A 23,912-nucleotide genomic window follows, 5' to 3' on the forward strand; every position below is an offset into this window, starting at 1 on the left:
ATCGCGGAGGCGCTCATGATCACCAGCGGATGGCGCTGTACCGGCGCTGGCCATGACCACGGTGCGCGGCCTGGGTCCGCGCGCAAGCCGTCGTCCCGATGATTCGTAAGACCCTGTTTCTGGGCGTGCTCGCGCTGGTGGCGCTGGCCGTGGGCGCACCGGCGCTGTTCGGCCTGTACATGGCGCGCGAGTTCGACCACGCGGTGGCGCGCTTCGAGCGTCCGGGGCTCACCCACGTTATTGCCAGCCGTTTCAACCGCGGCTGGTTCAAGTCCGATGCGATGATCCGTATCGGCCTGGACGACGCCCTGTGCCCGCAGCGGCCCTGTGCCAGCGTGACCCTCGACAGCGTCATCTATCACGGCCCGATTGCCTTTGGTGCGCCGGTCGATCCGGACGCCGGATTGCAGCCGGGGCTGGGTGTAGCAGTGACCCGGCTGGATGTGGCGACGCTTTGGCCGCGGCTGGTATTCGAGCCGTCGCTGGCGCCGCTGAGCGTGGTCACGCGGGTGGGTCTGGATGGGCGCGCGCAATCGCGGCTGCACGCCAGCGGCGCGAGCATGGATATCTCGCGCCAGCGCCGTCTGGCCCATGTCGACATGGACGCGGTGACCGCGCGGGCGAGCATGCCGCTCAAGGGCGGCGCCATCGACGCGGCGATCAGCGCGCCGCAGTTCCGGCTGATCGGCGAGAACGGCGGCCAGCTGACCTGGCGCAAGCTCAGTGCCAGCACTGGCGGCTCGGTTCCCGCTGCCGATCCGGATTCCGCGGATGCTCGCGCCGGCGCGGCCGGCGGCGCCGGTGGCCAGCAACTGCGCGTCGAATCGCTGGCGCTGGCGGACGGTCTGGGCACGTCGGCGCTGTTTCAGGGCATCGTCGGTCAGTGGCAGCCGTTGCCGGCCGACGCGTCACGCCTGAGCGCGCGCTTCAGCGCCCGCGCCAGCCGGGCCGTGATCAACAACAACGACACCGGCCCGTTCATGATCGACGGTGAAGTGCGCCAGCTGGATACGGATGCCTGGCAGGCGCTGGCCCATGCGCTGGGTGCGCCCGGTGCGCCGGGCGACGCGGGCGCTACCGATCTGCGCCGTCGTTTCTATGCCGAACTGCTGCCGCCACTGCTGGCGGGGGCGCCGGTCATCGATATCCAGCGCCTGCGGCTGACCACGCCCAGCGGCGATATCAGCGCGCATCTGCGCGTGGCGGCGCCGGACAAGGCGCGACCCGCGCGTCTGCTGGCGGATGCGATATCGCAGCTGGATCTGGATTTCGCCGCCCAGCTGCCGGCCACCCTGGCGCGCGATATTGCGGTGCAGGTCATGCTCGCCAACGGGCGTTCGCCCTACGATATCGAGGAAAGCGATATCGACAAGGCGCTGGCCGAGCTGGTGGATCAGGGGCTGATCGAGTCTGCGCCCGCGGCGGATGCCTATCGACTGTCGCTGGTGATAAAACGCGGTCGCCTGCGCCTCAACGGACGCAACCAGATCGGCTGGCAGACCATGGTCGATCAGTTCGAGAATGCGCGCGAACGGCTGTGATGGATTCTCTGACCGCGAGTATTAAAGGCGAATACAGGCAAAGCATGTTTATCCGCAGACGACGCAGATCTAGAAAAAAGCGAAAAAAGTAGCGATATCGCATCTGGATACAGCGCTCAATAGGCGACGACATCGTCTCAGCTCGGCTTGTCGCGTTTTCGTCTGCGTCATCTGCGGACGAATTGGCTTTCGGGTTTCGGTCGACAAGCCCGGGAGCACGCTGGCGCCAAAAAACATACTCAAACACGTTAAACTACCCGGTTTTCCGGTTCCGACCGCGGCATTATGCGGGAGCAGCAGATGAACACGCAGACGGATTTCGACGTGATCGTGGTCGGCGGTGGCCACGCCGGCACCGAGGCCGCGATGGCCGCGGCCCGCATGGGTCGGCGTACGCTGCTGCTCACCGATAATATCGAAACCATCGGCCAGATGTCCTGCAATCCTGCGATCGGCGGCATCGGCAAGGGCCATCTGGTACGCGAGATCGACGCGCTCGGCGGCGTGATGGCGCGTGCGGCCGATCGTGGCGGTATCCAGTTCCGTACGCTCAACGCGCGCAAGGGCCCGGCGGTGCGCGCCACCCGCGCCCAGGCGGATCGCGCGCGCTACAAGGCCGCGGTGCGTTCGATGGTGGAAAACCAGCCGAACCTGCATCTGTTCCAGCAGTCGGTGGCCGATCTGCTCGTGGACAATCATCAGGTCGCAGGCGTGATGACCACCATGGGCCTGGCTTTTCATGCGCGCCGGGTCGTACTCACCGTGGGCACATTCCTGGGTGGGACGATCCATATCGGCCACAAGCGGTTCGGTGGTGGTCGTGCGGGCGACGCGCCTTCGAACGCGCTGGCCGAGCGCCTGCGCGCGCTCGATCTGCCGGTGGGCCGGCTCAAGACCGGCACGCCGCCGCGCATCGATGCCAAGTCCATCGACTACTCGCAGCTCGCCGAGCAGCCCGGTGACGAGCCGGCGCCGGTGTTCTCGTTCGTGGGCCGGCGTGCCGAGCATCCGCGCCAAGTCTGCTGCCATATCACCTATACCAACGCGCAGACGCACGAAATCATTCGCGACAACATCGGCGAATCGGCGATGTATTCGGGCCAGATCGACAGCGTGGGGCCGCGCTACTGCCCGTCGATCGAGGACAAGGTGGTGCGTTTCGCCGACAAGGAGTCGCACCAGATCTTCATCGAACCGGAAGGCCTCGATGCCAGTGAGGTCTACCCGAACGGTATTTCCACCAGCCTGAGTTTCGAGACCCAGCAGCGGGTGGTGCGCAGTATCGCCGGCTTCGAGGATGCGCATATCACGCGTCCCGGCTATGCCATCGAATACGATTACTTCGACCCGCGCGCCCTGTCCTGCACGCTGGAGACACGCGCCATTGGTGGCCTGTATTTCGCCGGCCAGATCAACGGCACCACCGGCTACGAAGAGGCTGCCGCCCAGGGCCTGCTGGCCGGCATCAACGCCGCCCGCGCCGCCGTGGACGAGGCGCCGTGGTGGCCGGGCCGCGCCGAGGCCTATCTCGGTGTCCTCGTGGATGATCTGATCACCCGCGGCACCATCGAGCCCTATCGCATGTTCACGTCGCGCGCCGAATACCGGCTGCTGCTGCGCGAGGACAACGCCGATACCCGCCTGACGCCGGTCGGTCGCGAGCTGGGCCTGGTCGACGACGCGCGCTGGGCGGATTTCGAGGCCCGCCGCGAGGCGGTCGCGATCGAACAGGCGCGTCTGTCGCAGATCGTGCTCAAGCCGTCCGATCTGGGCGAAGACGAGGGCGCGGCATTGCTGGGCGACACGCTCAAGCATGCGATGCCGGCCGCGGATCTGCTCAAGCGACCCGGCATGGATCATGCGCGGGTGGTGTACATTGCGGCCGTCGGTGCGCCGGCGCTGGACGGGTTCGACGCCGAGGCCGTGCAGGCGATCTGCGAGCAGATCGAGATTCAGGCCAAGTATGCCGGCTATATCCAGCGCCAGAGCGCCGAGATCGAACGCTCCAGAGCCCATGAGGCCACCGAATTGCCGGCCGGGCTGGATTACGCCGGCGTGTCCGGCCTGTCCAGGGAGTTGCAGGGCAAGCTCGCCGATGTCCGACCCGCCACGCTCGGCCAGGCCACCCGCATTCCGGGCATGACGCCGGCGGCGATCTCGCTGCTGCTGGTGCATCTGAAAAAGACCGGCGCGCGGCTCGCGAAAAGCGCCTGAGAACGGGTTTGCGCGGGCGAATGCCGGACCGGTTTTCGTGTAGTCTCACGTTCATATTTCCCCGGCCGGAACACCTGTCTTCGATGCGCATGCACCGACTCCTGATCTGCCTGATTCTCGCCTGTGCCGGGCTCGCTGCCTGCGGTGGCGGCGAGGATCCCGGCAGCTTCCCGGTCAAGATCAGCCCCGAGGTGCGCGCGGACGGCACCACCGTGTTCCGGCGCGGCAACGGCGCCGAGCCGGGCACGCTGGATCCGCATCAGGCGCGTGGCGTACCCGCGGCCAATATCCTGCGCGATCTCTACGCAGGGCTGGTATCGGTTTCGCCCAGCGGTGATCTGGAGCCGGGCGACGCCGAGTCGTGGCAGGTCAGCGACGACAAACGGGTCTACACATTCACGCTGCGCGCGGACGCCAAGTGGTCCAACGGCAAGCCGGTGACCGCCACCGATTATGTCTATAGCCTGCGCCGCGGCGTCGACCCGGCGACGGCGTCGCCGTATGCACAGCTGCACGCGCCGATCGTGAACGCCATTGCTATCATCGCCGGCGACAAGGCGCCGGATACGCTGGGCGTGAAGGCGCTGGATACGCGGCATCTGCAGATCACCCTGAAAAAACCCACGCCTTATTTCCTGGGCACGCTGGCGCATGCCAGCAGCTATCCGGTGTATCGCCCGGCGGTCGAGCAGTACGGCGACACGTTCAGCCAGCCCGGCCACGCGGTCACCAACGGCGCCTACAAGATGGACAGCTGGCGGGTGAACTCGATGATCGCGATCACCCGCAACGATCAGTACTGGGACAACGCTAATACCGCCATCGACCGGGTCGAGTATTACCCGATCGCCGACGCCAACTCGGAGCTGTCGCGTTATCAGGCCGGCGAGCTTGACTGGGCCGGGGTGATTCCGCCGTCGCGCCTGGAAACGGTGCAGAAATATATCCCGGCGCAGTTCAAGGCGGTGCCGACGCTGGGCGTCTACTACTACGGCCTGAACCTGCGGCATGCGCCGTTCAAGGACGCCCCCAGGCTGCGCCAGGCGCTGTCGATGGCGATCGATCGGCAGGTGATCGTCGACAAGATCACCCGCGGCAACGAGGTGCCGGCCTATGGCTGGATTCCGCCGGCGGTGGAAGGCTACGACGGGCCCAAGTTCGCCTGGGCCGACCTGTCCGACGCCGACCGCGAGGCCAGGGCGAAAAAACTCTATGCCGAGGCCGGCTATTCCAGGGACAAGCCGTTGCAGGTCGAGATCCGCTACAACAGCAACGAGGGCAACAAGAAGATCGCGTCGGTGATCTCGGCCATGTGGCGCGGGGTGCTGGGTGCGGACGTGACCCTGCGCAACGAGGAATGGAAGGTCTATCTCAACTCGGTGCGCCAGGGCAGCGACACCGAGGCCTTCCGCATGGCCTGGATCGGCGACTACGACGATCCCAACACCTTCTTCGAGCTCATGCACTCGGCGTTCGGCCTCAACGGCACGACCTACGCCAGCCGCACCTACGACGCGCTGCAGGAACAGCAGGCACATATGCCGGACGGGTCGGAGCGCGACGCGGTCATGCACAAGGCCGAAGCGACGCTGCTGGCGGACAATCCGGTGATCCCGATCTATTTCTACACCAGCAAGTATCTGGTCAAGCCCTATGTGAAAGGCTTTGTCGGCAACGCGCTCGATATCTACTACAGCAAGGATCTGCGCATCGAGCCCTGAGGGCTCGGCTGCGTCTGCACTCGATGTTCGGCTACGCGTTTCGTCGCATCCTCGGTGCCATCCCCACGCTGTTCATCCTGCTCACGCTCGCCTTCGTGATGATGCGGGCCGCGCCCGGCGGACCGTTCGACGCCGACCGCGAATTGCCGCCGCAGGTACGCGCCAATCTGGAAGCCAAATATCATCTCGACGAGCCGCTGATCAGCCAGTACGGGCGTTATCTGTGGGACGTCGCCCATTTCGATTTCGGGCCGTCGTTCCAGTATCGCGACGTCACCGTCAATCAGCTGATCTCGGCCGGCTTCCCCGTGTCCGCGAAGCTGGGCGCGGCATCACTGCTGTTCGCGCTGCTGCTGGGCGTGCCGCTGGGGATGCTCGCTGCGCTGCGCCAGAACGCCGCGCTCGACTACGGCGCGATGACCGTGGCGATGCTGGGTATCTCGATCCCCAATTTCGTGCTCGCCCCGCTCATGATTCTGCTGTTCGCGGTCTATAACGACTGGCTGCCTGCAGGGGGTCTCGGCGGCTGGCTGAACTATGTGATGCCGGTGGTCGCGCTGGGCACGGCGATGATGGCCTATGTCGCGCGCCTGGTGCGGGCTTCGACCATCGAGGTGATGCGCTCCAACTATGTGCGCACCGCGCGCGCCAAGGGGCTGTCGGCCATGCGTGTGGTCTGGGTGCACGCGCTGCCGGCCGCGCTCACGCCGGTGGTGTCGTTTTTAGGTCCCGCGGCGGCCGGCATCATCACCGGTTCGGTCGTTATCGAGACCATCTTCGGCATCCCCGGGCTCGGCCTGTTCTTCGTGCAGGGCGCGCTCAACCGCGACTACACGCTGGTGATGGGCGTGGTGCTGTTCTACGGCATCCTGATCGTGGTCTTCAATCTGCTGGTCGATCTGCTCTACGGCTGGCTCGACCCGCGTGTGACCTACTCATGAGCGCGGCCGCAGACAAGCTGGAGTCGGTAGTGCGCGGGCGCAGCCTCTGGTCCGACGCGCTGCGACGCCTGCGCGCGAACAAGGCGGCGGTAGCGTCGATCGGGCTGCTGGGCCTGATCGTGATCGCCTGTGTGGCCGGGCCGTGGATATCGCCGAACGACTATTTCACCCAGGACTATGGCGCCATCTGGGTCGCGCCGACGCTGGCCGATGGGCACTGGCTGGGCACCGACGGCCTGGGCCGCGACCTGTTCGTGCGGGTGTTCGAGGGCGGGCGCATCTCGCTGATGATCGGGCTGGTCGCGACCCTCGTCAGCCTGGTCATCGGGGTAGCCTACGGCGCCACGGCGGGCTATGCCGGCGGCCGGATCGACGGCGTGATGATGCGCATCGTGGATATTCTCTATGCGATGCCGTTCCTGTTCTTCGTGATCCTGCTGATGGTGTTCTTCGGCCGCAATATCCTGCTGATCTTCGTGGCGATCGGTGCGATCAACTGGCTCGATATGGCGCGTATCGTTCGTGGCCAGACCCTGGCGCTCAAACAGCAGCCGTTCATCGAGGCCGCGCGCATGGCCGGGGCGCCGGCGTATTCGATCGTGCTGCGGCATATCGTGCCCAACCTGCTCGGCGTGGTGGCGGTCTATATCACCCTCACCATCCCGCAGGTGATCCTGTTCGAGTCGTTCCTGAGCTTCCTCGGCCTGGGCGTGGCCGAGCCGGCGACCTCCTGGGGCGCGCTGATCAAGGACGGGGCCGACGAGATGAGCCGTGCGCCGTGGCTGCTGATTGTGCCCGCCGTTTTTCTGGCCGCCACCCTGTTCTGTTTCAACTTCATCGGCGACGGTCTGCGTGACGCGCTGGATCCCAAAGACCGCTGAGCATCCGCACGCCAAGGCGCAAAGGCGCAAAGTGTTCCAATGATGAAGTACGGTTTCTTTTCTTCCTGGCGCCTTCGCGGCTTTGCGTGAGACCTGCTTGAGAATGTTGCTCGATGTTCAGAACCTGAAAGTGAGTTTCGATACGCCCGACGGCGTGGTCGAGGCCGTGCGCGGGCTCGATTTCACGCTCGCCGAAGGCGAGTCGCTGGGTATTGTCGGCGAATCCGGATCGGGGAAGAGCCAGAGCGTGCTCGCCCTCATGGGCCTGCTCGCGGCCAATGCGCGGGTGACCGGCAGTGCGCGGCTGCACGCCGACAGTGGCCCGATCGAGCTGATCGGGGCGCGCTCGCGTACCTTGAATCGGGTGCGCGGCGCGCGTATCGCGATGATATTTCAGGACCCGATGACCGCACTCAATCCGCATCTGCGCATCGCCACTCAGATGACCGAGGTGCTGACGCGTCACCGCGGGCTGGGCCGACGCGCCGCGCACGCCGCTGCCGTGGCGATGCTCGATGCTGTGCGCATTCCCGACGCGGCGCGCCGTATCCGTTATTTTCCGCACCAGTTCTCAGGCGGCATGCGCCAGCGCGTGATGATCGCCATGTCGCTGGCCTGCGAGCCGGATATTCTCATCGCAGACGAGCCGACCACCGCGCTGGATGTGACCGTGCAGGCCGATATCCTCGATCTGATGGCCGAGCTGCGTACGCGGACCCGCACCGCGCTGTTGCTGATCACGCATGATCTCGGCGTGGTCGCCGGCCAGTGTGAACGCATGCTGGTGATGCGCCGTGGCGAGATCGTCGAACGCGGCGCGATCGGGCCGGTGTTTGCCGGCCCGAGCCACGACTACACGCGTGCGCTGCTCGCCGCGGTGCCGCGGCTGGACGGCCCGCGCCCGGCCCCGCGCGGCTGAGCGCCGCATCACGCCGATGGATATCGCTCCCGAGCTGATCAGCTTCGTCAAATTCTGGGCCACGGTCGTGCTTCTGGCCGGCAGCGCGATCGCGGCCAGCGTGCACGCGCTGCTCACCCGCGAGACCCCCAGCAGTGCCCTGGGCTGGATCGGCGTGTCGATGCTGTTTCCGCCGGTGGGACCGTTGCTCTACTACATGTTCGGCGTCAATCGCGTGCGTATCCGTGCCCGGCGCCTGGATGCGGCCTCCCGTCACGGCCTGGGCGCGCACCGGCCCGGCGCCAACGCCGAACTGCGGGATTACAGCGCCATGCTCGATCGCCGCCGTCTGGGACTGGCCGGCGCCGGCGACCGGCTGTCGGCGTGGCCGGTGGTGCCCGGCAACATGGTGGATGTACTGCATAACGGCGAGCAGGCCTATCCGCCCATGCTCGAGGCGATCGAGCGCGCGCGTCGTTTCGTCTATCTCACCACTTATATCCTCGAGACCAATCGCGTCGGCAAGCGCTTCATCGCCGCGCTCGCACGCGCGGCCGACCGCGGCGTCGACGTGCGCGTGCTCGTCGACGGGGTGGGCGAGTACTACGCCTGGCCGGGGCGCCGGCCGGTGCGGCTGCTGCACAAACGCGGGGTGGCCGCGGCGCGGTTTCTGCCGCCGCGGCTGTTTCCACCGTCGCTGCGTATCAATCTGCGCAATCACCGCAAGATCCTGGTCACCGACGCCGGCATCGCCTTTACCGGCGGCATGAATATCGGCGACCGGCACATGGCCAGCCAGCCCGGCGGCACCGAGGACATGCATTTTCGCTTCGCCGGCCCGATCGTGCGCCAGCTCGAGGCGGTGTTTCTGTCCGATTGGGCGTTCGCGACCGGCAAGCAGACCGGCATCAGCCGCCGACATCTGCCCGAGATCGGGCAGGCGGCCTGTCGCAGCGTCGAGAACGGGCCCACGCGCGATACCGAGCGGCTGGCCACCCTGCTGCAGACGGCGGTGTCGAGCGCGCGTCACCGTATTCTGATCATGACCCCGTATTTCCTGCCCGGGCCGGGGCTGGTGGGTGCTCTGCAGACCGCGGCCCTGCGCGGGCTGGATGTGTCCATCGTGCTGCCGGCCAAGAACAATCTGCCGTTCGTGGAATGGGCCTCGCGGCACGGGCTGTCCGAATTGATGCTGCGCGGGGTGAAGATCTACTACCGGCCGCCGCCGTTCGCGCACACCAAGCTGTTCGTCATCGACGGTGACTATGCGCTGGTGGGTTCGCCGAATCTGGATCCGCGCAGTCTGCGCCTGAACTTCGAGCTGGCCATCGAGATCTTCGATGCCGCCGGCGTCGGCCGGCTGGCCGAGCATATCGATACGACCATCGAGCGCAGCCACGTCTACACCCTCAAGGCGTTGCGCCGGCGGCGCTGGCCCACGCGGCTGCGCGATTCGTTCTTCTGGCTGTTCTCGCCTTATCTGTAGGGCTTGATCGCAGCCGCGAGCTCGCCGGGCAGGCGCACCTGCATGTGCACCGGCAGGTGATCCGACAGCGTGGCATCGAGGACCGAAGCGTGCTCGATGGCAAGCCCGCTCGAGGTGATGATGTGGTCGATGCCGCGGCGCGGCCGCCAACTCGGAAATGTGGCCAGCGGCCGGTCGTAGACATGCAGCCCGCTGGCGGCGAGCGCGGGGTCGGCGATCAGGGCGGTGGCGCTGCAGTTGGTATCGCCCATGATCACCACGTGCTCGTCATCGGCGACCAGCGCGCAGATCGCGGCCAGCTGCTGGGCCCGGCTGCCGGCGCCCAGCGCGAGATGGGTGACGACCACGGTCAGCGCCTGCTCGGGGCGGCCGAAGCGGGCGATGATCGCGCCGCGCCCGCGCACACGTCCGGGCAGCTTGTGCTCGTTGACGTCGAAGGGGGCGAAGCGGCTGATCAGCCCCAGCCCGTGCTGGGCGACGCGGCCGAGATTGCGGTTGACCTGGACCCGCCAGTAGTCGAAGCCGGCCTGCGCGGCGAGCTGCTCGATCTGGTTTTCGTAGCGGCTGCGGCGGCTGCCGGCGTCGATTTCCTGCAGGCCGACGATATCGTGGCCGACCAGCAGCTCGCCGATGCGCTCGAGATTGTCGCGCACCTGCTGGCTGGGCAGCACATGACGCCAGCCGCGGGTCACGTACTCGCGATAGCGCCTGGTACCTACGCCCACCTGCATGTTGAAGCTGAGCAACGACAATGTTTCAGCGCCGGCGTCGACGGGGTCCGCGGCCGCTGGGATATTGGGTGAATTCACCTCTGCAGCGTAACATCGAAGTCTGGTCCCGAACCGCCGGCTGGCTTGCATGAACGAACCGTTGTTGCGCCTGCGCGATCTGAAGGTGCATTTTCCGCTGGGCGCGAAACGGCTCTGGCAGCCGCAGTCCGTACTCAAGGCGGTCGATGGCGTGAGCCTGGATCTGTATCGCGGGCGCACGCTCGGCCTGGTGGGTGAGTCCGGCTGCGGCAAGTCCACGCTCGCCCGCGCGCTGACCGGCATGACCGCGATCACCTCCGGCGAACTGGCCTTCGAGGGACGGGACATGAGCCGTGGCAGCGCTGCTGACTGGCAGCGTCTGCGCCGCGACGTGCAGATGATCTTCCAGGATCCGCTCGCCAGTCTCGATCCGCGCATGACGGTCGGCCAGATCGTGGCCGAGCCGCTGCGGCATCTACGCAAGGACATGAGCCGCGCGCAACGCGGCGAGCGGGTCCGGGCCATGCTCGAACGGGTGGGCCTGTCCGGCGCCCAGATCAATCGTTATCCGCACGAGTTCTCCGGCGGCCAGTGCCAGCGCATCGGTATTGCCCGGGCGCTGGTGGTGGAGCCGAAAGTGCTGATCTGCGACGAGCCGGTGTCGGCGCTCGATGTGTCCATCCAGGCGCACATCATCGAGCTGCTCCAGGAACTGCAGGCGGAGTTCGATATCGGCGTGCTGTTCATCGCCCACGATCTTGCCGTGGTCCGCCAGATCAGCGACGACGTCACCGTGATGTATCTCGGCCGGGTGATGGAGCAGGCGCGCGGGCAGGCCTTATTCGAGCGCCCCGCGCATCCCTATACCCGTGCGTTGCTCTCCGCCGTGCCACGGCCCGATCCGCTCGTCGAGCGCAGCCGTGAGCGCATCCGGCTGCCCGGTGATCTGCCGTCGCCGAGCGATCCGCCCAGCGGCTGCGTGTTTCGGACCCGCTGCCCCTGGGCGCGGGCCGATTGCGCGCAACAGCGGCCGGCCCTGAGAACCATGAATGCGAGCCAGCAGGCGGCCTGTCTACACGCCGAAACCATTGCCGAGGCCACGGCCGGGACTGTCGCCGAAGGCGAGTGTCTTGCCGTCTAGCCGGAAACAGACGGTGCAATCGCTCATCAATCGTCTGCTGATGGTCGTGCTGGCCATCGCGGCGCTCGTCATCGTCGGTCTGGTCGGCTGGCGTACGGCGCTCGATCATTTTGCCGGCGCCTGGACCCATGCGCCCGAGGATGCGCCGTGGGTGCTCACCGACTCCGCGCACGAACTCGTCGATTCGGCATTTGCCGACATCGGCAAGAAAACGGTGGTGGATTACCGCATCGACGTGCTCTCCAGTGGCCAGCCGCTGGCGCCCGGTGTCAAGGTGCAGGCCCAGATCGCGGCCGACAACGACAAGAGTGGCTCGCCGCTGGCCTGGCTGTCGGCGCGGATTCGTGAACATGCGGCCGGGATCCGCGACGCGCCGCGTGCCGATGCGGAATATCTGTCGCGCGTCCTGCGCCAGATGCAGGCGATGCCGGGCGACTACCGCGGCTGGCTGCTGGCACGCGACGCCGTCTACGGCCCCGACGGCAAGCGCGACGATGACGCCACGCTCGACTACGTGGCCAACGACTATGTCGTGTGGCTGGCCGAGCAGGCGCCGGATCGGCTGACGCCCGTGGTGTCGATTCATCCCTACCGGCGCGATGCGCTCGACGCACTGGCGCGCTGGGCCAAGGCCGGGGTCAAACGCGTGAGCTGGCAGCCGGTGGCCCAGCATATCGACCTGGACGACCCGAAAGTGGCAGCGTTCTATGCGGCTCTGGTCAAGCACGACATGGTGCTGTATCTGCCGGTGGGGTTTCACAGCGCCGACAACGGGGCGAGCGGCTGGATCGGCGCCAGCGTGCTGCGCGCGCCGCTGGCCGCGGGCGTGAATACGATCATCAGTATCGGCGGCGCCGACTCGGGCGACGGGCGCGCGGTGATGCCGGGCCTGTTCGCGTTGCTGCGCGATCCGACGCTCGGCGAGCATCTGTTCATCGACCTGGCCGGCGTGCTCGCGCCGGCCCAGCTCAACAGCGTGCTTGCGCCGCTGTTGCAGCATCCGCAGTTCTTCGACCACCTGCGCTATGCCAGCGGCTATCCGGAGCCGGCGATCGCCGCGGCGATCAGCCTCGACGCGCTGGCCGATCGCGGCTTCATCGACCCGGCGCTGATCGAGCCGCTGCGCGCGATCTACGACGTCAACCCGATGCTGTTCGCGTTCGTGACCCTGCGCCAGGTGCATCTGCCCGCCACTGAACTGACGCTCCCCGCGAGCGTGTTCTTTCGCAGCTAGGCCGGCGTCATGAAGACTTAATCCGCTGTGGCCACACTCCCGTCGAACAATCAAAGCAATGATGGGAGACGGGCATGGGTCATCGGGGCAAGCGTCGAGTCAGCGCCTGGGCGCCACAAACACGTCGTTCTTTTCTGCGTCGGGCCGGGTTCGCCGGCAGCGCGGCCGCGTCGCTGGGGCTGCTGGCGGGCTGCAGCGACGGCAGTGACGATCGGGTATCGCGCACACCGGGCAGCAGCGCGCAGGTATTCAGCCACGGCGTGGCCAGCGGCGACCCGCTGGCCGATCGCATCATGCTCTGGACGCGGGTCACGCCGCCGGCCGCACAGCAGGTCAGCGTCAACTGGATGCTCTCCGACACGCCCGACATGATCAGTCCGCTGCGCAGCGGCACGGTGATGACCAGTGCCGACAGCGACTACACCGTAAAGGTGGACGCCACCGGGCTCGAGGCCGGCACGACCTATTACTACCGGTTCGAAACGCTCGGCGAATCCTCGCCGCTGGGGCGTACGCGTACGCTGCCCGCCGACGGCGTGGATCGGCTGCGTATCGCGGTGCTGTCCTGTTCCAACTATCCGTTCGGCTTCTTCAATGTCTACGGACGCGTGGCCGAGCGCGCCGACCTCGATCTGGTGCTGCATCTGGGCGACTACATCTACGAATACCCCGGTCGCGGGGTCTCGGCCGAGGAGAACCCGGACGAATACGGTGACGGGCGCGAGATCGGTCGGGCGCCGGAGCCGCCCTATGAAATCGTCACGCTCGAGGATTATCGAACCCGGCATGCCTGTTACAAGACCGACCCCGACCTGCAGGAGCTGCATCGCCAGCATCCGATGATCGCGGTCTGGGACGATCATGAATCCACCAACAACAGCTGGCGCGGCGGAGCCCAGAACCACGATCCGGACCGCGGCGAAGGCGAGTGGAGTCGGCGTGAAGCGGTGTCGATCAAGGCTTATTACGAATGGCTGCCGATCCGTGAGATCGAGCCGGGCAACCCCGACATCATCTATCGCGGTTTCGATCTCGGCGGCCTCGCCGCGCTGACCATGCTCGACACCCGCCTGATCGGGCGCGACGAGCAGCTGGCCGCGAACGCGCCGGGCGGCAGTGGCTTCGTGGATAGCGGCGACTACACGGACGAAGGCCGCACCCTGATCGACGCCCCCCAGCGGCAATGGCTGGCCGAGCGTCTGAGCGCCAACAACGCCACCTGGCAGCTGATCGGCCAGCAGGTCATGTTCGGCCAGCTCAAGGCGGTCGGTGCGCCCAACGCCAGCAACACCGACAACCCCGGCGGCCAGGGCGGTGTGTTCCTAAACTCCGATCAATGGGACGGCTACCCGCGTGCGCGCGAGAAGGTATGGGACATCATTCGCGGCGGCCAGGCTGCGCCCAATGTGGCGATCAACAATGTCGTCGTGCTCACCGGCGATATCCATACCTCCTGGGCGATGGATATCACCGAGGATCCCAACAATCCGGATGCTTACGACCCGGACACCGGCGCCGGCTCCATGGCCGTGGAATTCGTCGGCACATCGGTGACGTCGCCCGGCAGCGACGCCAGCCCGGACGCGATCAAGGCTCAGAATCCGCACATGAAATATGTGCAGCTGGCCAGCCGCGGCTATCTGCTGCTCGATATCACCGCCGAGCGGGTGCAGGGCGAGTGGTGGTATGTCGACGACATACTCACCCGCAACGAGCAGCAGCGCTTCGCAGCGGCCTACAGGGTCCGGGCCGGCGAGAACCGTGTGGTCGAGGCGTCCGGGATGACCACGCCCAGGACGGACGCGCCCGCGCTGGCTCCGGCGGCGGACACACAATCGGTACAGGACGCCTGACAATCCGTGGCCTTGCAAAAAAGCCTGCTGTGCCGGCGGCGGACCTGCACCACGGTCATCGGCTGGCGAGTGCCGGGCGAGGCTGGTCCGGTTGGTCGCTTTTCGCCGCATATATGGCTATATGGCGGTACATTGAAAGGGTTTGGGCAAAACATCGAACCGTGAAAGCGGTCTGTGCATTTTTAAAGAATGCCCTGTCCTTCGGTCCGTCGGTCGTATTGGCGCGCCGGGGTAATCCGACACTCGACCGAGCATATCGCTGGCTCGTCTGTCGGATTATAGTGAAAACACCTAATCCGATAGACACAAGCCGGTAGCGGCATGTAATCGGATTCATGGCTTTGGTTGCGCGTGCGCGGTGGATTCGCACGCTCGATCGTCTGTCGATTCGTCAATCACACAACATCGTGCCGACGCGCCGGTCGTATCCACATGGTGATGGGGGATGGCCGGTTTGCGCCCACGTCCGAGCTATCGACTGCACGAATGCGCGCCGATACGGTGGCATGCACGCGGCGTCGCCGGGTCAGGCGAAGGCCGCGCCATGATCAGCAAGAAAAAAGCCGCCCAGGGAGGCGGCTTTTTTCAGTCTGCGTCGTGACGTCGCGCTTTAGAAGCGACGCGGACCGCGGGGCTTGTCGTCACGCGGGCGCGCTTCGTTCACGCGCAGCGTGCGACCGTCCAGGTCCTTGTTGTTCATGCCGTCGATGGCGGCCTTGGCGGCGCTGTCGTCGGGCATTTCCACGAAGCCGAAACCGCGCGAACGGCCCGTTTCGCGATCCATGATCACCTTGGCCGACGAGACTTCACCGAAGCCCTCGAAAGCGCTGAGGAGTTCGTCGTCGCCGGTGTTCCACGACAGGTTGCCTACGTAAATATTCATCTCAACTGATCCTAGCGATACCGTGTCATCTTTTTTTAAAAACCGTACGGACTCGTCAATGACACCAAACTAAGACCAACGGAGAACGGCTGAGCCGTGCTGATTCCGAGTCTACATAAGTTTGTCGGCCCGGCAAGTATGCCGACGAAAAAAATTTGAATTTTTTACGACATTAGCCGCAATTGGGGTGATTGGGCGCCTGTTCATATAGCTGCATGGCCTTGGTCATGTGGCTTTGCAGGTTGTTTATGCGGGTATTGTCGGAAGGGTGAGTGGACATGAACTCCGCGGGTTCCTTGCCGTTGCTCTGGGCCGCCATGTTCTGCCACAGCTGCACCGATTGCCGCGGATCGAAGCCGGCGCGCGCCATCAGTTCCAGACCGATCAGGTCGGCTTCGCTTTCCTGGGTGCGCGAAAAAGGCAGCAGAATACCGACCTGCGCGCCCAGCCCCAGCGCCGACATCAGGGCCTGACTGCCGACGCCGCCACCGCCGCCGCTGAGAAACGCCGACACCACCGACAGGCCGCCCTGGGTCGCATACTGTTGCGACACGCGTTCGTTGCCGTGATGGGCGAGCACGTGGCCAACCTCATGACCGATCACCGCCGCCAGCTGGTCGTCGCCCTTGGCCACGTCGAGCAGGCCGGAATAGACCCCGATCTTGCCGCCCGGCAGGGCGAAGGCGTTGACCTGATCGTCCTTGAAAACCGTGACTTCCCATTCGCCGCCGGTCACGCCGGTGATCGCGTTCGCCACGCATTTGACGTAGCTGTTGTCGGCGGTACTGGTATCGATGGGCTCCTTCTCTTTCATCTGCTGATAGCTGGCCACGCCCATTTCGGCGATCTTGTCCTCGGAGAAGAGCTGGAGTTGATTGCGGCCGGTCGGCGATGTCGCGCAGCCTGCCAGTACCAGCATGATTAGGATGGGAGCGATCAAACGGCGCATGGTGTCGTCTCTTTCGTTTGCGTGCCGGTACGGCCGCGGATTTTCTGGGCGTTTGTTGCAGATATCACAGTGTAGAGGCGTCGGCTTTCGCGTTCATGAACGCGATCGGCCCGTGCGCCGTCGTCGGTGACTGCCTGGCATTGGTTACAATCGTGCCATGGATGATGTCTCAACGATTCTCGACCCCCTCAATGAAGCCCAGCGCGAAGCCGTAGGCGCCCCACCGGGGCACATGCGTGTGCTCGCCGGCGCCGGTTCCGGCAAGACGCGGGTGCTGATTCATCGTATCGCCTGGCTGATCGGGGTGGAAGGTGTGTCGCCGCAGTCGATTCTCGCGGTGACCTTCACCAACAAGGCCGCGGGCGAGATGCGCGCGCGCCTGGAGCCGATGATCCGGGTGCCGGCGCGGGCGATGTGGGTGGGGACCTTTCACGGTATTGCGCACCGGCTGCTGCGCCTGCACTACAAGGAGGCGAAGCTGCCGCAGGCGTTTCAGATCATCGATTCGGACGATCAGTATCGATTGATACGACGCACGCTCAAGAATCTGGAAATGGACGAACAGCGCTGGCCGCCGCGCCAGATGCAGGGGTTCATCAACAGCTGCAAGGACGCCGCCGAGCGCCCGCGCGATCTGGCCGACACCGGCGATTACGCCAGAACCCAGATGATCCGCGTCTATGCCGCCTACGAGGCCGCCCGCGAGGCCGCCGGCCTGGTCGATTTTGCCGAACTGCTGCTGCGCGCCTACGAAACCTGTCGCGACGACAGCGATCTGCTGGCCCATTACCGGCGTCGTTTCAGTCATCTGCTGGTCGACGAGTTTCAGGACACCAATGCCCTGCAGTACGCCTGGATCCGGCTGCTGGCCGGCAGCAACGGGCGCGTGTTCATCGTCGGCGACGATGACCAGTCGATTTATTCCTGGCGCGGTGCGCGGGTCGACAACATCCTGCGCTTCGAGGACGATTTCAAGGACACGGCCACCGTGCGTCTGGAGCAGAACTATCGCTCCACCGGCACGATTCTGGGGGCGGCCAACGGCCTGATCGGCCACAACCTGTCGCGCCTGGGCAAGGAACTGTGGACCGCGGGCGCCGACGGCGAGCCGATCGATATCTACGGCGCCTTCAACGAATACGACGAGGCCCAGCACGTGGTCAACCGTATCCAGGGCTGGATCGCCGACGGCGGCAAGCGCTCGGATATCGCCATCCTGTATCGCTCCAATGCCCAGTCGCGAGTGCTGGAGGAACGCCTGATCGCCGCCGAGATCTCATATCGGATCTACGGCGGCCAGAAGTTCTTCGAGCGTGCCGAGATCAAGGACGCGCTGGCCTATATGCGGCTGCTGCAGTCGCGCGCCGACGACGCCGCCTTCGAGCGCATCGTGAATACGCCGACGCGCGGCATCGGCGCGACCACGGTGGACAAGATTCGCAGCCATGCGCGCGCTGGTGCCATGAGCCTGTGGCAGGCCGCGTTCGATCTGGCGCAGAACGGTCTGCCCGCGCGTGCCGGCAAGATGGTCATGGCCTTCATCGAGACGATCGATGCGCTGGATGCCGATATCGAGGGCATGGCCCTGCACGAAGCCGCCGACCGCGTGATCGAGGCGACCGGGCTCAAGGTCCACCACGGCAAGGGCGGCGACGAAAAAGCCGAAGGTCGCAAGGAGAATCTGGACGAACTGGTTTCCGCCGCGCGTGCTTATACGCCGGACGACGACGAAACCATGGACGAGATCACCCAGTTTCTGGCCTATGCCTCGCTGGAGGCCGGTGAGAACCAGGCCGGCGAATGGGACGAATCGGTACAGCTGATGACGCTGCACTCGGCCAAGGGGCTGGAGTTTCCACTGGTGTTCATGGTCGGCCTCGAGGAAGGGCTGTTTCCGCACCAGCGCTCGATAGACGACGAAAACGGCCTCGAGGAGGAGCGCCGGCTCTGCTATGTCGGCATGACCCGAGCGATGGATAAACTGCATATCTCGCACGCCGAGGTGCGCCGTCTGCACGGCAGCGAAAACCTGTGTGCGCCATCGCGGTTCCTGCGCGAGATACCCGCGGATTATCTGCGCGAAGTCCGGCCACAGGCCGGCATCAGCCAGCCGGTGTTCCGGCCCGGCGCGCTCGCCCGCGCCGAACAGAGCGCGGCCGGCCTGAATCTCGGTCAGCGTGTCGGTCATCGCAAGTTCGGCGAAGGCACCGTACTGGCCTTCGAGGGCGATGGCGCGCGCGCTCGTATCCAGGTCAATTTCGATCGTGCCGGCAGTAAATGGCTGATTGCCGGCTATGCCAAGCTCGACCCGATTTAGTTATAGTCGCTGACCAGCAGGACAATCCGGATAACCGTCGCGGGGAGAAGACGGCATGGGGGCAGGCAGAACAGGGCGGGTACTGGCGTGGCTGATATGTGTGGGCCTGGCATGGGCGGGCTTGACCGGCGCCGCGGCGGCGGATGACGACACGGTTCCGCGGCCGTTCTCGTTTTCCGACCAGTCGCCGACCGTCGCGATCTACGGTCTGCCGCGTGCGCAGGGCTATACCGTCGCCGAGCGAGGGCACTGGCATGCCGGAGTGCAGGTGGATTACACCAGCCACTACACCGCGCAGGACAACGCCCGTGAGCAGTTGCTGTTCGACGGCGAAACCACTCGCGCCGCGCTGCTGTTTCGACGCGGCTTCGCACACCGCTGGCAGGCTTCGATCGAGATCCCGTTCGTGGACCACAGCGGCGGAATCGGCGACGGCTTCATCGACGATTTTCACGACACCTTCGGTTTCGCCGATGGTGGCCGCTCGCGCGCGCCCCGGGACCGTCAGCAGTTTCGTTATCGGCGCGACGGGCGCCTGGCGCTGGATGTCAGCGACTCACCGTCCGGCCTCGGCGATGTGCGTATGGGGCTCAAGAAACGTCTGCCCGGTATTGGCGGCTGGGGCGCGGCGGTGGCCGGCGAGTTGAAGCTGCCTACCGGCGACGCCGACCGGCTCACCGGCAGTGGCGGCACGGATGTCGCGCTTTGGGCCACCGTGGGCAACAATCAGAACGGTGCGTCCGACTGGCGCCTGCTCGCGGGCGCCGGCGGTCTGTACAGCGGCGAGGGCGACGTACTCTCCGATCAACGTGTTCAGGGCGTGGGTTTCGGTTGGGCCAGTATCGGCTATGCGTTGACGCCCGACTTTGTGGTGCAGGTGCAGGCCAATACCCACAGCGCGTTCTATGAAAACACCGGTCTGGAAGCGCTCGACGGCGTCGCGGTACAGGGCGCGCTCGGCCTGGACTGGCAGGTCACCGAACGCTCGGCGCTGGCCTTCGCCATCATCGAGGATCTTAATACCGGTGCATCGCCGGACGTGAGTTTTACTCTGGGCCTGCAACACGGCTTTTGAAACGGCTCCATCGGGGCCAGGGGAGATCATGACCAACAGTTGTTCACGACGCGCGATCATCTTGTTCGCGACCTTGTTCTGTCTGCTGGGGGGGCTGACGCCCGCCTGGGCCCAGCAGGATGCGTCAGCCGTCGATAGCGCGATGCCGGCCAATGAAGTGGGGGCGACGCTGCGGGTCGGCACCAAGGCCGCGCCGCCGTTCGTAGTTCAAGGCGAGAACGGCCGTTTTTCCGGCATCAGCATCGCCCTCTGGGAAGCGGTGGCCGAGCGTATCGGCGTGAAGTACGACTATGTCGACAGCGATCTCACCGGCCTGTTCACCGGCCTCGGGGACGATACGCTGGATGTATCGGTCGCCGCGCTCACCGTTACCGCCAAGCGCGAAGCCCGAATCGATTTCAGCTATCCGTTCTATTCCACCGGGCTGGCGATCGCGGTACCGGCCAAGGGCAGCCGGCTGTGGTCGACGATCGAGCGCTTCTTTTCGTGGCAGTTCTTCACCGCCCTGGCCGGGCTGGCCGTGGTGCTGCTGGCGGTCGGCGTCGCGGTGTGGCTGTTCGAACGCCGCGCCAACGCCGATGAATTCGGCGGCGGGCCGGTCAAGGGGCTGGCCAGCGGTTTCTGGTGGGCGGCGGTTACGATGACGACGGTCGGCTACGGCGACAAGTCACCGCGTACCCTGGGCGGACGGCTCGTGGGCCTGGTCTGGATGTTTGCCGCGATCATCATCATTTCGAGTTTCACCGCGGCGATCGCGACCTCCCTGACCGTCGACCGGCTGTCCTCGGGCATCAACAACGTGCAGGATCTCAACAGCGCGCGCGTGGTCACCATTGCCGGTTCGGCAGCCGCGGATGCATTGTCCGAGCGCGGTATCGGTTTTGCCACCCAGCCTGAAGTCAGTGATGCGCTGGACGATCTCGCCAATGGACGCGTTGACGCCGTGGTCTACGATGCGCCGCTGCTGCAGTATCGCGTTCTCAACGACTATGCCAGCACGCTGGAGGTACTGCCCAACATCTTCGACCGTCAGGATTATGCCTTTGCCCTGCCCGAGGGCAGTCCGCTGCGCGAGCCGATCAATCGCGCCATCCTGGATTATCTGGCGAGCGATGACTGGCAGAATCTGTTGACCCGCTATCTGGGCAACGAGCGCTAGAGCGAAGACGGCCGCGGCCCGCGCAGGGTCGCGGCTGCGCTATTTCTTGGCCCGCATCACCAGCGTGTCGATACGGTTCTCGCGCAGGCGCTTGAGCATGTCGTTGAGCTTGCTGCTCGAGCCGATGACGTTGCTCTGTACGCGATAGACGGTCTTGCCCGAGGCCAGGTCCACGTCGACGATACGCGCGGAGACGCCGAGTAATGCCAGCTCCGCCTTGCGCCGGTCGGCGTCGGCGAAGGTGGAGAACGAGCCGGCCTGGATGATGTAGCTGCCAGGCTCGTCCACCTTGGGCGTGGTCGGCTGCGGCTTGGCCGGCGCCGGCGGTTCGCCCGCCGGGGTGCTGCTGTGGCTGCTGGTCTTTTTCTCCGGATACTCTTCTTCCGGGATCACGACCTCGTAGTTGGGCAGCATCTTGTAGAAGGAAAACCGCGGCTCCTCTTCTTTCTGGGCCGGCGCCGCGGCCTCGGCGGGCTCGTCGGCGGCAGGTGCCTTGGAGGCGCTTTCGTTCGGCGTGGCGATGGACATCTGCTCGCGCGCCGGCGTGCCGGCCGGTCGGCCGAATACATAGAAGCCCGCGGCCACGGTCAGGCCGATACACAGCCCGCACAGCATCCATACCCAGCCCGGCGGGCCGCCGCCACCGCTGCGTTTCTGCGGCTTGGATTTCGCGGCCGGCTTGCGGCGCTGGGGGGCGGCGCGTTTGCCCTTGGTGGGCGGGTTGTTGCGACGCGACGAATAATCGCGGGACATCAGGAAACCTCGGCGTTATTCACGAATATTCCACAGAGTGCAGCGGGCACTTCGGCAATGGGGTTTGCAAAGGGGAGAAGCGCTCGCTTTCCTCTCGGGTCGCCCTCGCGCTGTCATGCCGCGAGAGCGATATGCATTGATTCATGCCCAACCGTGACACAGCTGCGGTTTGGCTGTTCACATCTGCTCCGGGGCGCTCACGCCCAGCAGGGCGAGGCCGTTGGCCAGCACCTGTCGCGTGGCATAGACCAGCGCCATGCGCGCATTGCGCAATGCGTCGTCGTCGACCAGAAACTGCTCGGCGTTGTAGTAGCTGTGAAAAGCGTCGGCCACTTCGCGCAGATAATGCGGAATCGCCTGCACCGCGTGTTCGGCGGCGGCCGACTCGACCACTTCCGGAAAGCGCGAGAGCACGCGGATCAGCTGTTGCTCATGGTCGGCGGTGAGCAGCGTGGTGTCCGCGACCGCGCGCTCGAACGTCCAGCCGCGCGTGCCCAGCTGCCGGCCCACGCTGCAGATCCGGGCATGGGCGTACTGCAGATAATAGACCGGATTCTCGTCCGACTGGCTGCGGGCCAGATCGATATCGAAGATGAGCTGGGAATCGGACTTGCGGGCGGCCAGGAAAAAACGCGTGGCGTCGCGGCCGACTTCCTCGATCAGGTCACGCAGGGTGACGTACGAGCCCGCGCGCTTGGACAGCTTGACCTCCTCGCCGCCCTTCATGACCGTGACCATCTGGTGCAGCACATAGGCCGGCCACCCCTTGGGAATACCGGTGTCCAGTGCCTGCAGGCCGGCGCGTACGCGCGCGATGGTGCCGTGGTGGTCCGCGCCCTGGACGTTGATCGCACGCTCGAAGCCACGCTCCCATTTCACCCGGTGATAGGCCACGTCCGGCACGAAATAGGTATAGCCGCCAGCGGCTTTGCGCATGACCCGGTCCTTGTCGTCACCGAAGTCGGTGGTCCGGAGCCAGAGCGCGCCGTCGGCCTCGTAGGTATGGCCGGCGTCGACGAGCGCTTCGACGGCCTGTTCGACGCGGCCGTCGGCATAGAGCGCGGACTCCAGCGAGTAGACATCGAAATGCACGTCGAAGGCGCGCAGGTCGGCGTCCTGTTCGCGGCGCAGATAGGCCACCGCGAACGCACGGATGGCATCGAGGTCGTCGGGATTCGCCGCGGCCGTGACCTCGCGATCGTCCGCACGGATGGTCTCGCCGGCGAGATAGGCGCGCGCCACATCGGCGATATAGTCGCCGCGATAGCCGTTTTCCGGCCAGCCGGCATCGTCCGGCGTGATGCCGTTGCAATGCGCCTGCACCGAGATCGCCAGATTGTGGATCTGGGCGCCGGCGTCGTTGTAGTAGAACTCGCGGATCACCTGCCAGCCGTTGGCCTCGAACAGATGGGCAAGACAATCGCCGATCGCCGCCTGACGGCCGTGGCCCACATGCAGCGGACCGGTGGGATTGGCGGAGACGAACTCGATCACTACCGGTTGGCCCTTGCCGATGTCGCTGTGGCCGAAGCGCTCGCCCTGGGCGAGGATATCGTCGACCACCGCCAGAAACGCATCCGGGGCCAGAAAGAAATTGATGAAGCCCGGGCCGGCGATCTCGACTTTGGCGATACGTGGCTCGTCCTCCAGCGCGTCGATGATCTTCTGCGCGATCTCGCGCGGGTTGAGGCGCGCGGCCTTGGTCAGCGTCATCGCGATATTGCTCGCGAAATCGCCGTGGGCCGGGTCTTTCGTGCGCTCGAGATGGGGCTCGGCCGGGGTATCGATATCGGGCCAGGCGGCGTCGGCGGCGCGCGCCAGCAGGTCTTGGCAGAGGCGTTTCACGTGGGCTGTATCGGTCGTGTTCATCGAATGACCGCGCAGTCTAACGCGCACCGGGTTAGGCGGCTATGTTGGCCTCGATCAGACGAAAGGCACGGCGAGCGGGTCGCGTCGCGACGATCGTGTCCCGTTCGGCGTCCGGTAGTACGCGCGCCCGAGTGAAACCGCAGGTGATGATTGCCCGGCAGCGCGTGGCCGCGGGGCTTCCTGCGGCGTGCCGGGGCCACTTCCGGCAGGTCGCGGATTCTTGCACGATGTTTTGGCCTGCGGGATTC

Annotated in this window: 18 protein-coding genes; 13 read left to right on the forward strand and 5 right to left on the reverse strand. The window is 65.6% G+C overall.

Going from position 1 to position 23,912, the window contains the following annotated elements; genetic code table 11:
• Window positions 1–98 precede the first annotated feature (98 nt).
• The 7 genes from ACFOSU_RS09050 (at window position 99) to ACFOSU_RS09080 (ending at window position 9,682) form a co-directional block, all read left to right on the forward strand.
• Window positions 99–1,541, forward strand: coding sequence for a DUF945 family protein (locus tag ACFOSU_RS09050; protein ID WP_380688639.1), 1,443 nt, complete (start codon window positions 99–101; stop codon window positions 1,539–1,541).
• A gap of 300 nt (window positions 1,542–1,841) precedes the next feature.
• A complete protein-coding gene (gene mnmG, locus ACFOSU_RS09055; protein WP_380688641.1) occupies window positions 1,842–3,755 on the forward strand; it encodes a tRNA uridine-5-carboxymethylaminomethyl(34) synthesis enzyme MnmG in 1,914 nt (637 codons plus the stop codon).
• A gap of 89 nt (window positions 3,756–3,844) precedes the next feature.
• Complete coding sequence (locus tag ACFOSU_RS09060; RefSeq protein WP_380688643.1) at window positions 3,845–5,476, forward strand: peptide ABC transporter substrate-binding protein; 1,632 nt, start codon at window positions 3,845–3,847, stop codon at window positions 5,474–5,476.
• A 23-nt stretch (window positions 5,477–5,499) separates the two neighbouring features.
• Window positions 5,500–6,417: an oligopeptide ABC transporter permease OppB gene (gene oppB, locus ACFOSU_RS09065; RefSeq protein ID WP_380688645.1), complete on the forward strand. Its 918-nt coding sequence runs from the start codon at window positions 5,500–5,502 to the stop codon at window positions 6,415–6,417.
• Window positions 6,414–7,298 carry an ABC transporter permease subunit gene (locus ACFOSU_RS09070; protein WP_380688647.1) on the forward strand — a complete coding sequence of 295 codons (885 nt, stop codon included), beginning with the start codon at window positions 6,414–6,416 and terminating at the stop codon, window positions 7,296–7,298. Before oppB ends, ACFOSU_RS09070 begins: the two co-directional genes overlap by 4 nt.
• Before the next feature lie 103 nt (window positions 7,299–7,401).
• A complete protein-coding gene (locus ACFOSU_RS09075) occupies window positions 7,402–8,217 on the forward strand; it encodes an ABC transporter ATP-binding protein (protein WP_380689233.1) in 816 nt (271 codons plus the stop codon).
• Window positions 8,218–8,233: 16 nt separating this feature from the next.
• Window positions 8,234–9,682 (forward strand): phospholipase D-like domain-containing protein, encoded by a 1,449-nt coding sequence (locus tag ACFOSU_RS09080; protein WP_380688649.1) that lies wholly within the window; start codon window positions 8,234–8,236, stop codon window positions 9,680–9,682.
• On the opposite strand, the gene ACFOSU_RS09085 is transcribed toward ACFOSU_RS09080, so the two are convergent.
• On the reverse strand, window positions 9,673–10,491 hold the full coding sequence (locus ACFOSU_RS09085) for an endonuclease/exonuclease/phosphatase family protein (RefSeq protein WP_380688651.1): 819 nt from the start codon (window positions 10,489–10,491) through the stop codon (window positions 9,673–9,675). The two genes, ACFOSU_RS09080 and ACFOSU_RS09085, sit on opposite strands and share 10 nt — an antisense overlap.
• Window positions 10,492–10,540: 49 nt before the next feature.
• Between ACFOSU_RS09085 and ACFOSU_RS09090 the strand changes: the two genes are divergently transcribed.
• The 3 genes from ACFOSU_RS09090 (at window position 10,541) to ACFOSU_RS09100 (ending at window position 14,659) form a co-directional block, all read left to right on the forward strand.
• Complete coding sequence (locus ACFOSU_RS09090) at window positions 10,541–11,572, forward strand: ABC transporter ATP-binding protein (protein ID WP_380688652.1); 1,032 nt, start codon at window positions 10,541–10,543, stop codon at window positions 11,570–11,572.
• Window positions 11,573–11,585: 13 nt separating this feature from the next.
• Window positions 11,586–12,806 carry a hypothetical protein gene (locus tag ACFOSU_RS09095; protein WP_380688654.1) on the forward strand — a complete coding sequence of 407 codons (1,221 nt, stop codon included), beginning with the start codon at window positions 11,586–11,588 and terminating at the stop codon, window positions 12,804–12,806.
• 74 nt (window positions 12,807–12,880) lie between these two features.
• Entirely contained in the window at window positions 12,881–14,659 is a 1,779-nt protein-coding gene (locus tag ACFOSU_RS09100) for an alkaline phosphatase D family protein (RefSeq protein WP_380688656.1), read from the forward strand.
• Window positions 14,660–15,269: 610 nt separating this feature from the next.
• Here the strand turns inward: ACFOSU_RS09100 and ACFOSU_RS09105 are convergent.
• A complete protein-coding gene (locus ACFOSU_RS09105) occupies window positions 15,270–15,542 on the reverse strand; it encodes an RNA recognition motif domain-containing protein (protein ID WP_380688658.1) in 273 nt (90 codons plus the stop codon).
• A gap of 172 nt (window positions 15,543–15,714) precedes the next feature.
• On the reverse strand, window positions 15,715–16,491 hold the full coding sequence (locus ACFOSU_RS09110; RefSeq protein ID WP_380688660.1) for a M48 family metallopeptidase: 777 nt from the start codon (window positions 16,489–16,491) through the stop codon (window positions 15,715–15,717).
• A 157-nt stretch (window positions 16,492–16,648) separates the two neighbouring features.
• Here ACFOSU_RS09110 and uvrD point away from each other — a divergent pair, with 157 nt between their 5' ends.
• The 3 genes from uvrD to ACFOSU_RS09125 are packed head-to-tail and all read left to right on the forward strand — an operon-like array spanning window position 16,649 to window position 21,042.
• Window positions 16,649–18,808 (forward strand): DNA helicase II, encoded by a 2,160-nt coding sequence (gene uvrD / locus ACFOSU_RS09115; RefSeq protein ID WP_380688661.1) that lies wholly within the window; start codon window positions 16,649–16,651, stop codon window positions 18,806–18,808.
• Window positions 18,809–18,863: 55 nt separating this feature from the next.
• A complete protein-coding gene (locus ACFOSU_RS09120; RefSeq protein WP_380688663.1) occupies window positions 18,864–19,883 on the forward strand; it encodes a DUF3187 family protein in 1,020 nt (339 codons plus the stop codon).
• A gap of 28 nt (window positions 19,884–19,911) precedes the next feature.
• Window positions 19,912–21,042, forward strand: a complete 1,131-nt coding sequence (locus ACFOSU_RS09125) for a transporter substrate-binding domain-containing protein (RefSeq protein ID WP_380688665.1) — start codon at window positions 19,912–19,914, stop codon at window positions 21,040–21,042.
• Window positions 21,043–21,081: 39 nt separating this feature from the next.
• On the opposite strand, the gene ACFOSU_RS09130 is transcribed toward ACFOSU_RS09125, so the two are convergent.
• Both ACFOSU_RS09130 and argS read right to left on the reverse strand, forming a co-directional pair.
• Window positions 21,082–21,795 (reverse strand): SPOR domain-containing protein, encoded by a 714-nt coding sequence (locus ACFOSU_RS09130; RefSeq protein WP_380688667.1) that lies wholly within the window; start codon window positions 21,793–21,795, stop codon window positions 21,082–21,084.
• A 177-nt stretch (window positions 21,796–21,972) separates the two neighbouring features.
• The gene (argS, locus tag ACFOSU_RS09135; RefSeq protein ID WP_380688669.1) at window positions 21,973–23,640 is read right to left on the reverse strand and encodes an arginine--tRNA ligase; all 1,668 of its coding nucleotides are present in this window, start codon (window positions 23,638–23,640) and stop codon (window positions 21,973–21,975) included.
• Between the last annotated feature and the right edge of the window lie 272 nt (window positions 23,641–23,912).

The sequence above is a fragment of the Salinisphaera aquimarina genome, from assembly GCF_042643355.1.
Taxonomy (GTDB): Bacteria; Pseudomonadota; Gammaproteobacteria; order Nevskiales; family Salinisphaeraceae; genus Salinisphaera; species Salinisphaera aquimarina.

What these genes read in the sequence shown, in the direction of transcription:
- ACFOSU_RS09050 (WP_380688639.1), top strand. Translation starts at nt 99, where the DNA reads ATGATTCGTAAGACCCTGTTTCTGGGCGTGCTCGCGCTGGTGGCGCTG.
- mnmG (WP_380688641.1), top strand. Translation starts at nt 1,842, where the DNA reads ATGAACACGCAGACGGATTTCGACGTGATCGTGGTCGGCGGTGGCCAC.
- ACFOSU_RS09060 (WP_380688643.1), top strand. Translation starts at nt 3,845, where the DNA reads ATGCACCGACTCCTGATCTGCCTGATTCTCGCCTGTGCCGGGCTCGCT.
- oppB (WP_380688645.1), top strand. Translation starts at nt 5,500, where the DNA reads ATGTTCGGCTACGCGTTTCGTCGCATCCTCGGTGCCATCCCCACGCTG.
- ACFOSU_RS09070 (WP_380688647.1), top strand. Translation starts at nt 6,414, where the DNA reads ATGAGCGCGGCCGCAGACAAGCTGGAGTCGGTAGTGCGCGGGCGCAGC.
- ACFOSU_RS09075 (WP_380689233.1), top strand. Translation starts at nt 7,402, where the DNA reads ATGTTGCTCGATGTTCAGAACCTGAAAGTGAGTTTCGATACGCCCGAC.
- ACFOSU_RS09080 (WP_380688649.1), top strand. Translation starts at nt 8,234, where the DNA reads ATGGATATCGCTCCCGAGCTGATCAGCTTCGTCAAATTCTGGGCCACG.
- ACFOSU_RS09090 (WP_380688652.1), top strand. Translation starts at nt 10,541, where the DNA reads ATGAACGAACCGTTGTTGCGCCTGCGCGATCTGAAGGTGCATTTTCCG.
- ACFOSU_RS09100 (WP_380688656.1), top strand. Translation starts at nt 12,881, where the DNA reads ATGGGTCATCGGGGCAAGCGTCGAGTCAGCGCCTGGGCGCCACAAACA.
- ACFOSU_RS09105 (WP_380688658.1), bottom strand. Translation starts at nt 15,542, where the DNA reads ATGAATATTTACGTAGGCAACCTGTCGTGGAACACCGGCGACGACGAA.
- ACFOSU_RS09110 (WP_380688660.1), bottom strand. Translation starts at nt 16,491, where the DNA reads ATGCGCCGTTTGATCGCTCCCATCCTAATCATGCTGGTACTGGCAGGC.
- uvrD (WP_380688661.1), top strand. Translation starts at nt 16,649, where the DNA reads ATGGATGATGTCTCAACGATTCTCGACCCCCTCAATGAAGCCCAGCGC.
- ACFOSU_RS09120 (WP_380688663.1), top strand. Translation starts at nt 18,864, where the DNA reads ATGGGGGCAGGCAGAACAGGGCGGGTACTGGCGTGGCTGATATGTGTG.
- ACFOSU_RS09125 (WP_380688665.1), top strand. Translation starts at nt 19,912, where the DNA reads ATGACCAACAGTTGTTCACGACGCGCGATCATCTTGTTCGCGACCTTG.
- ACFOSU_RS09130 (WP_380688667.1), bottom strand. Translation starts at nt 21,795, where the DNA reads ATGTCCCGCGATTATTCGTCGCGTCGCAACAACCCGCCCACCAAGGGC.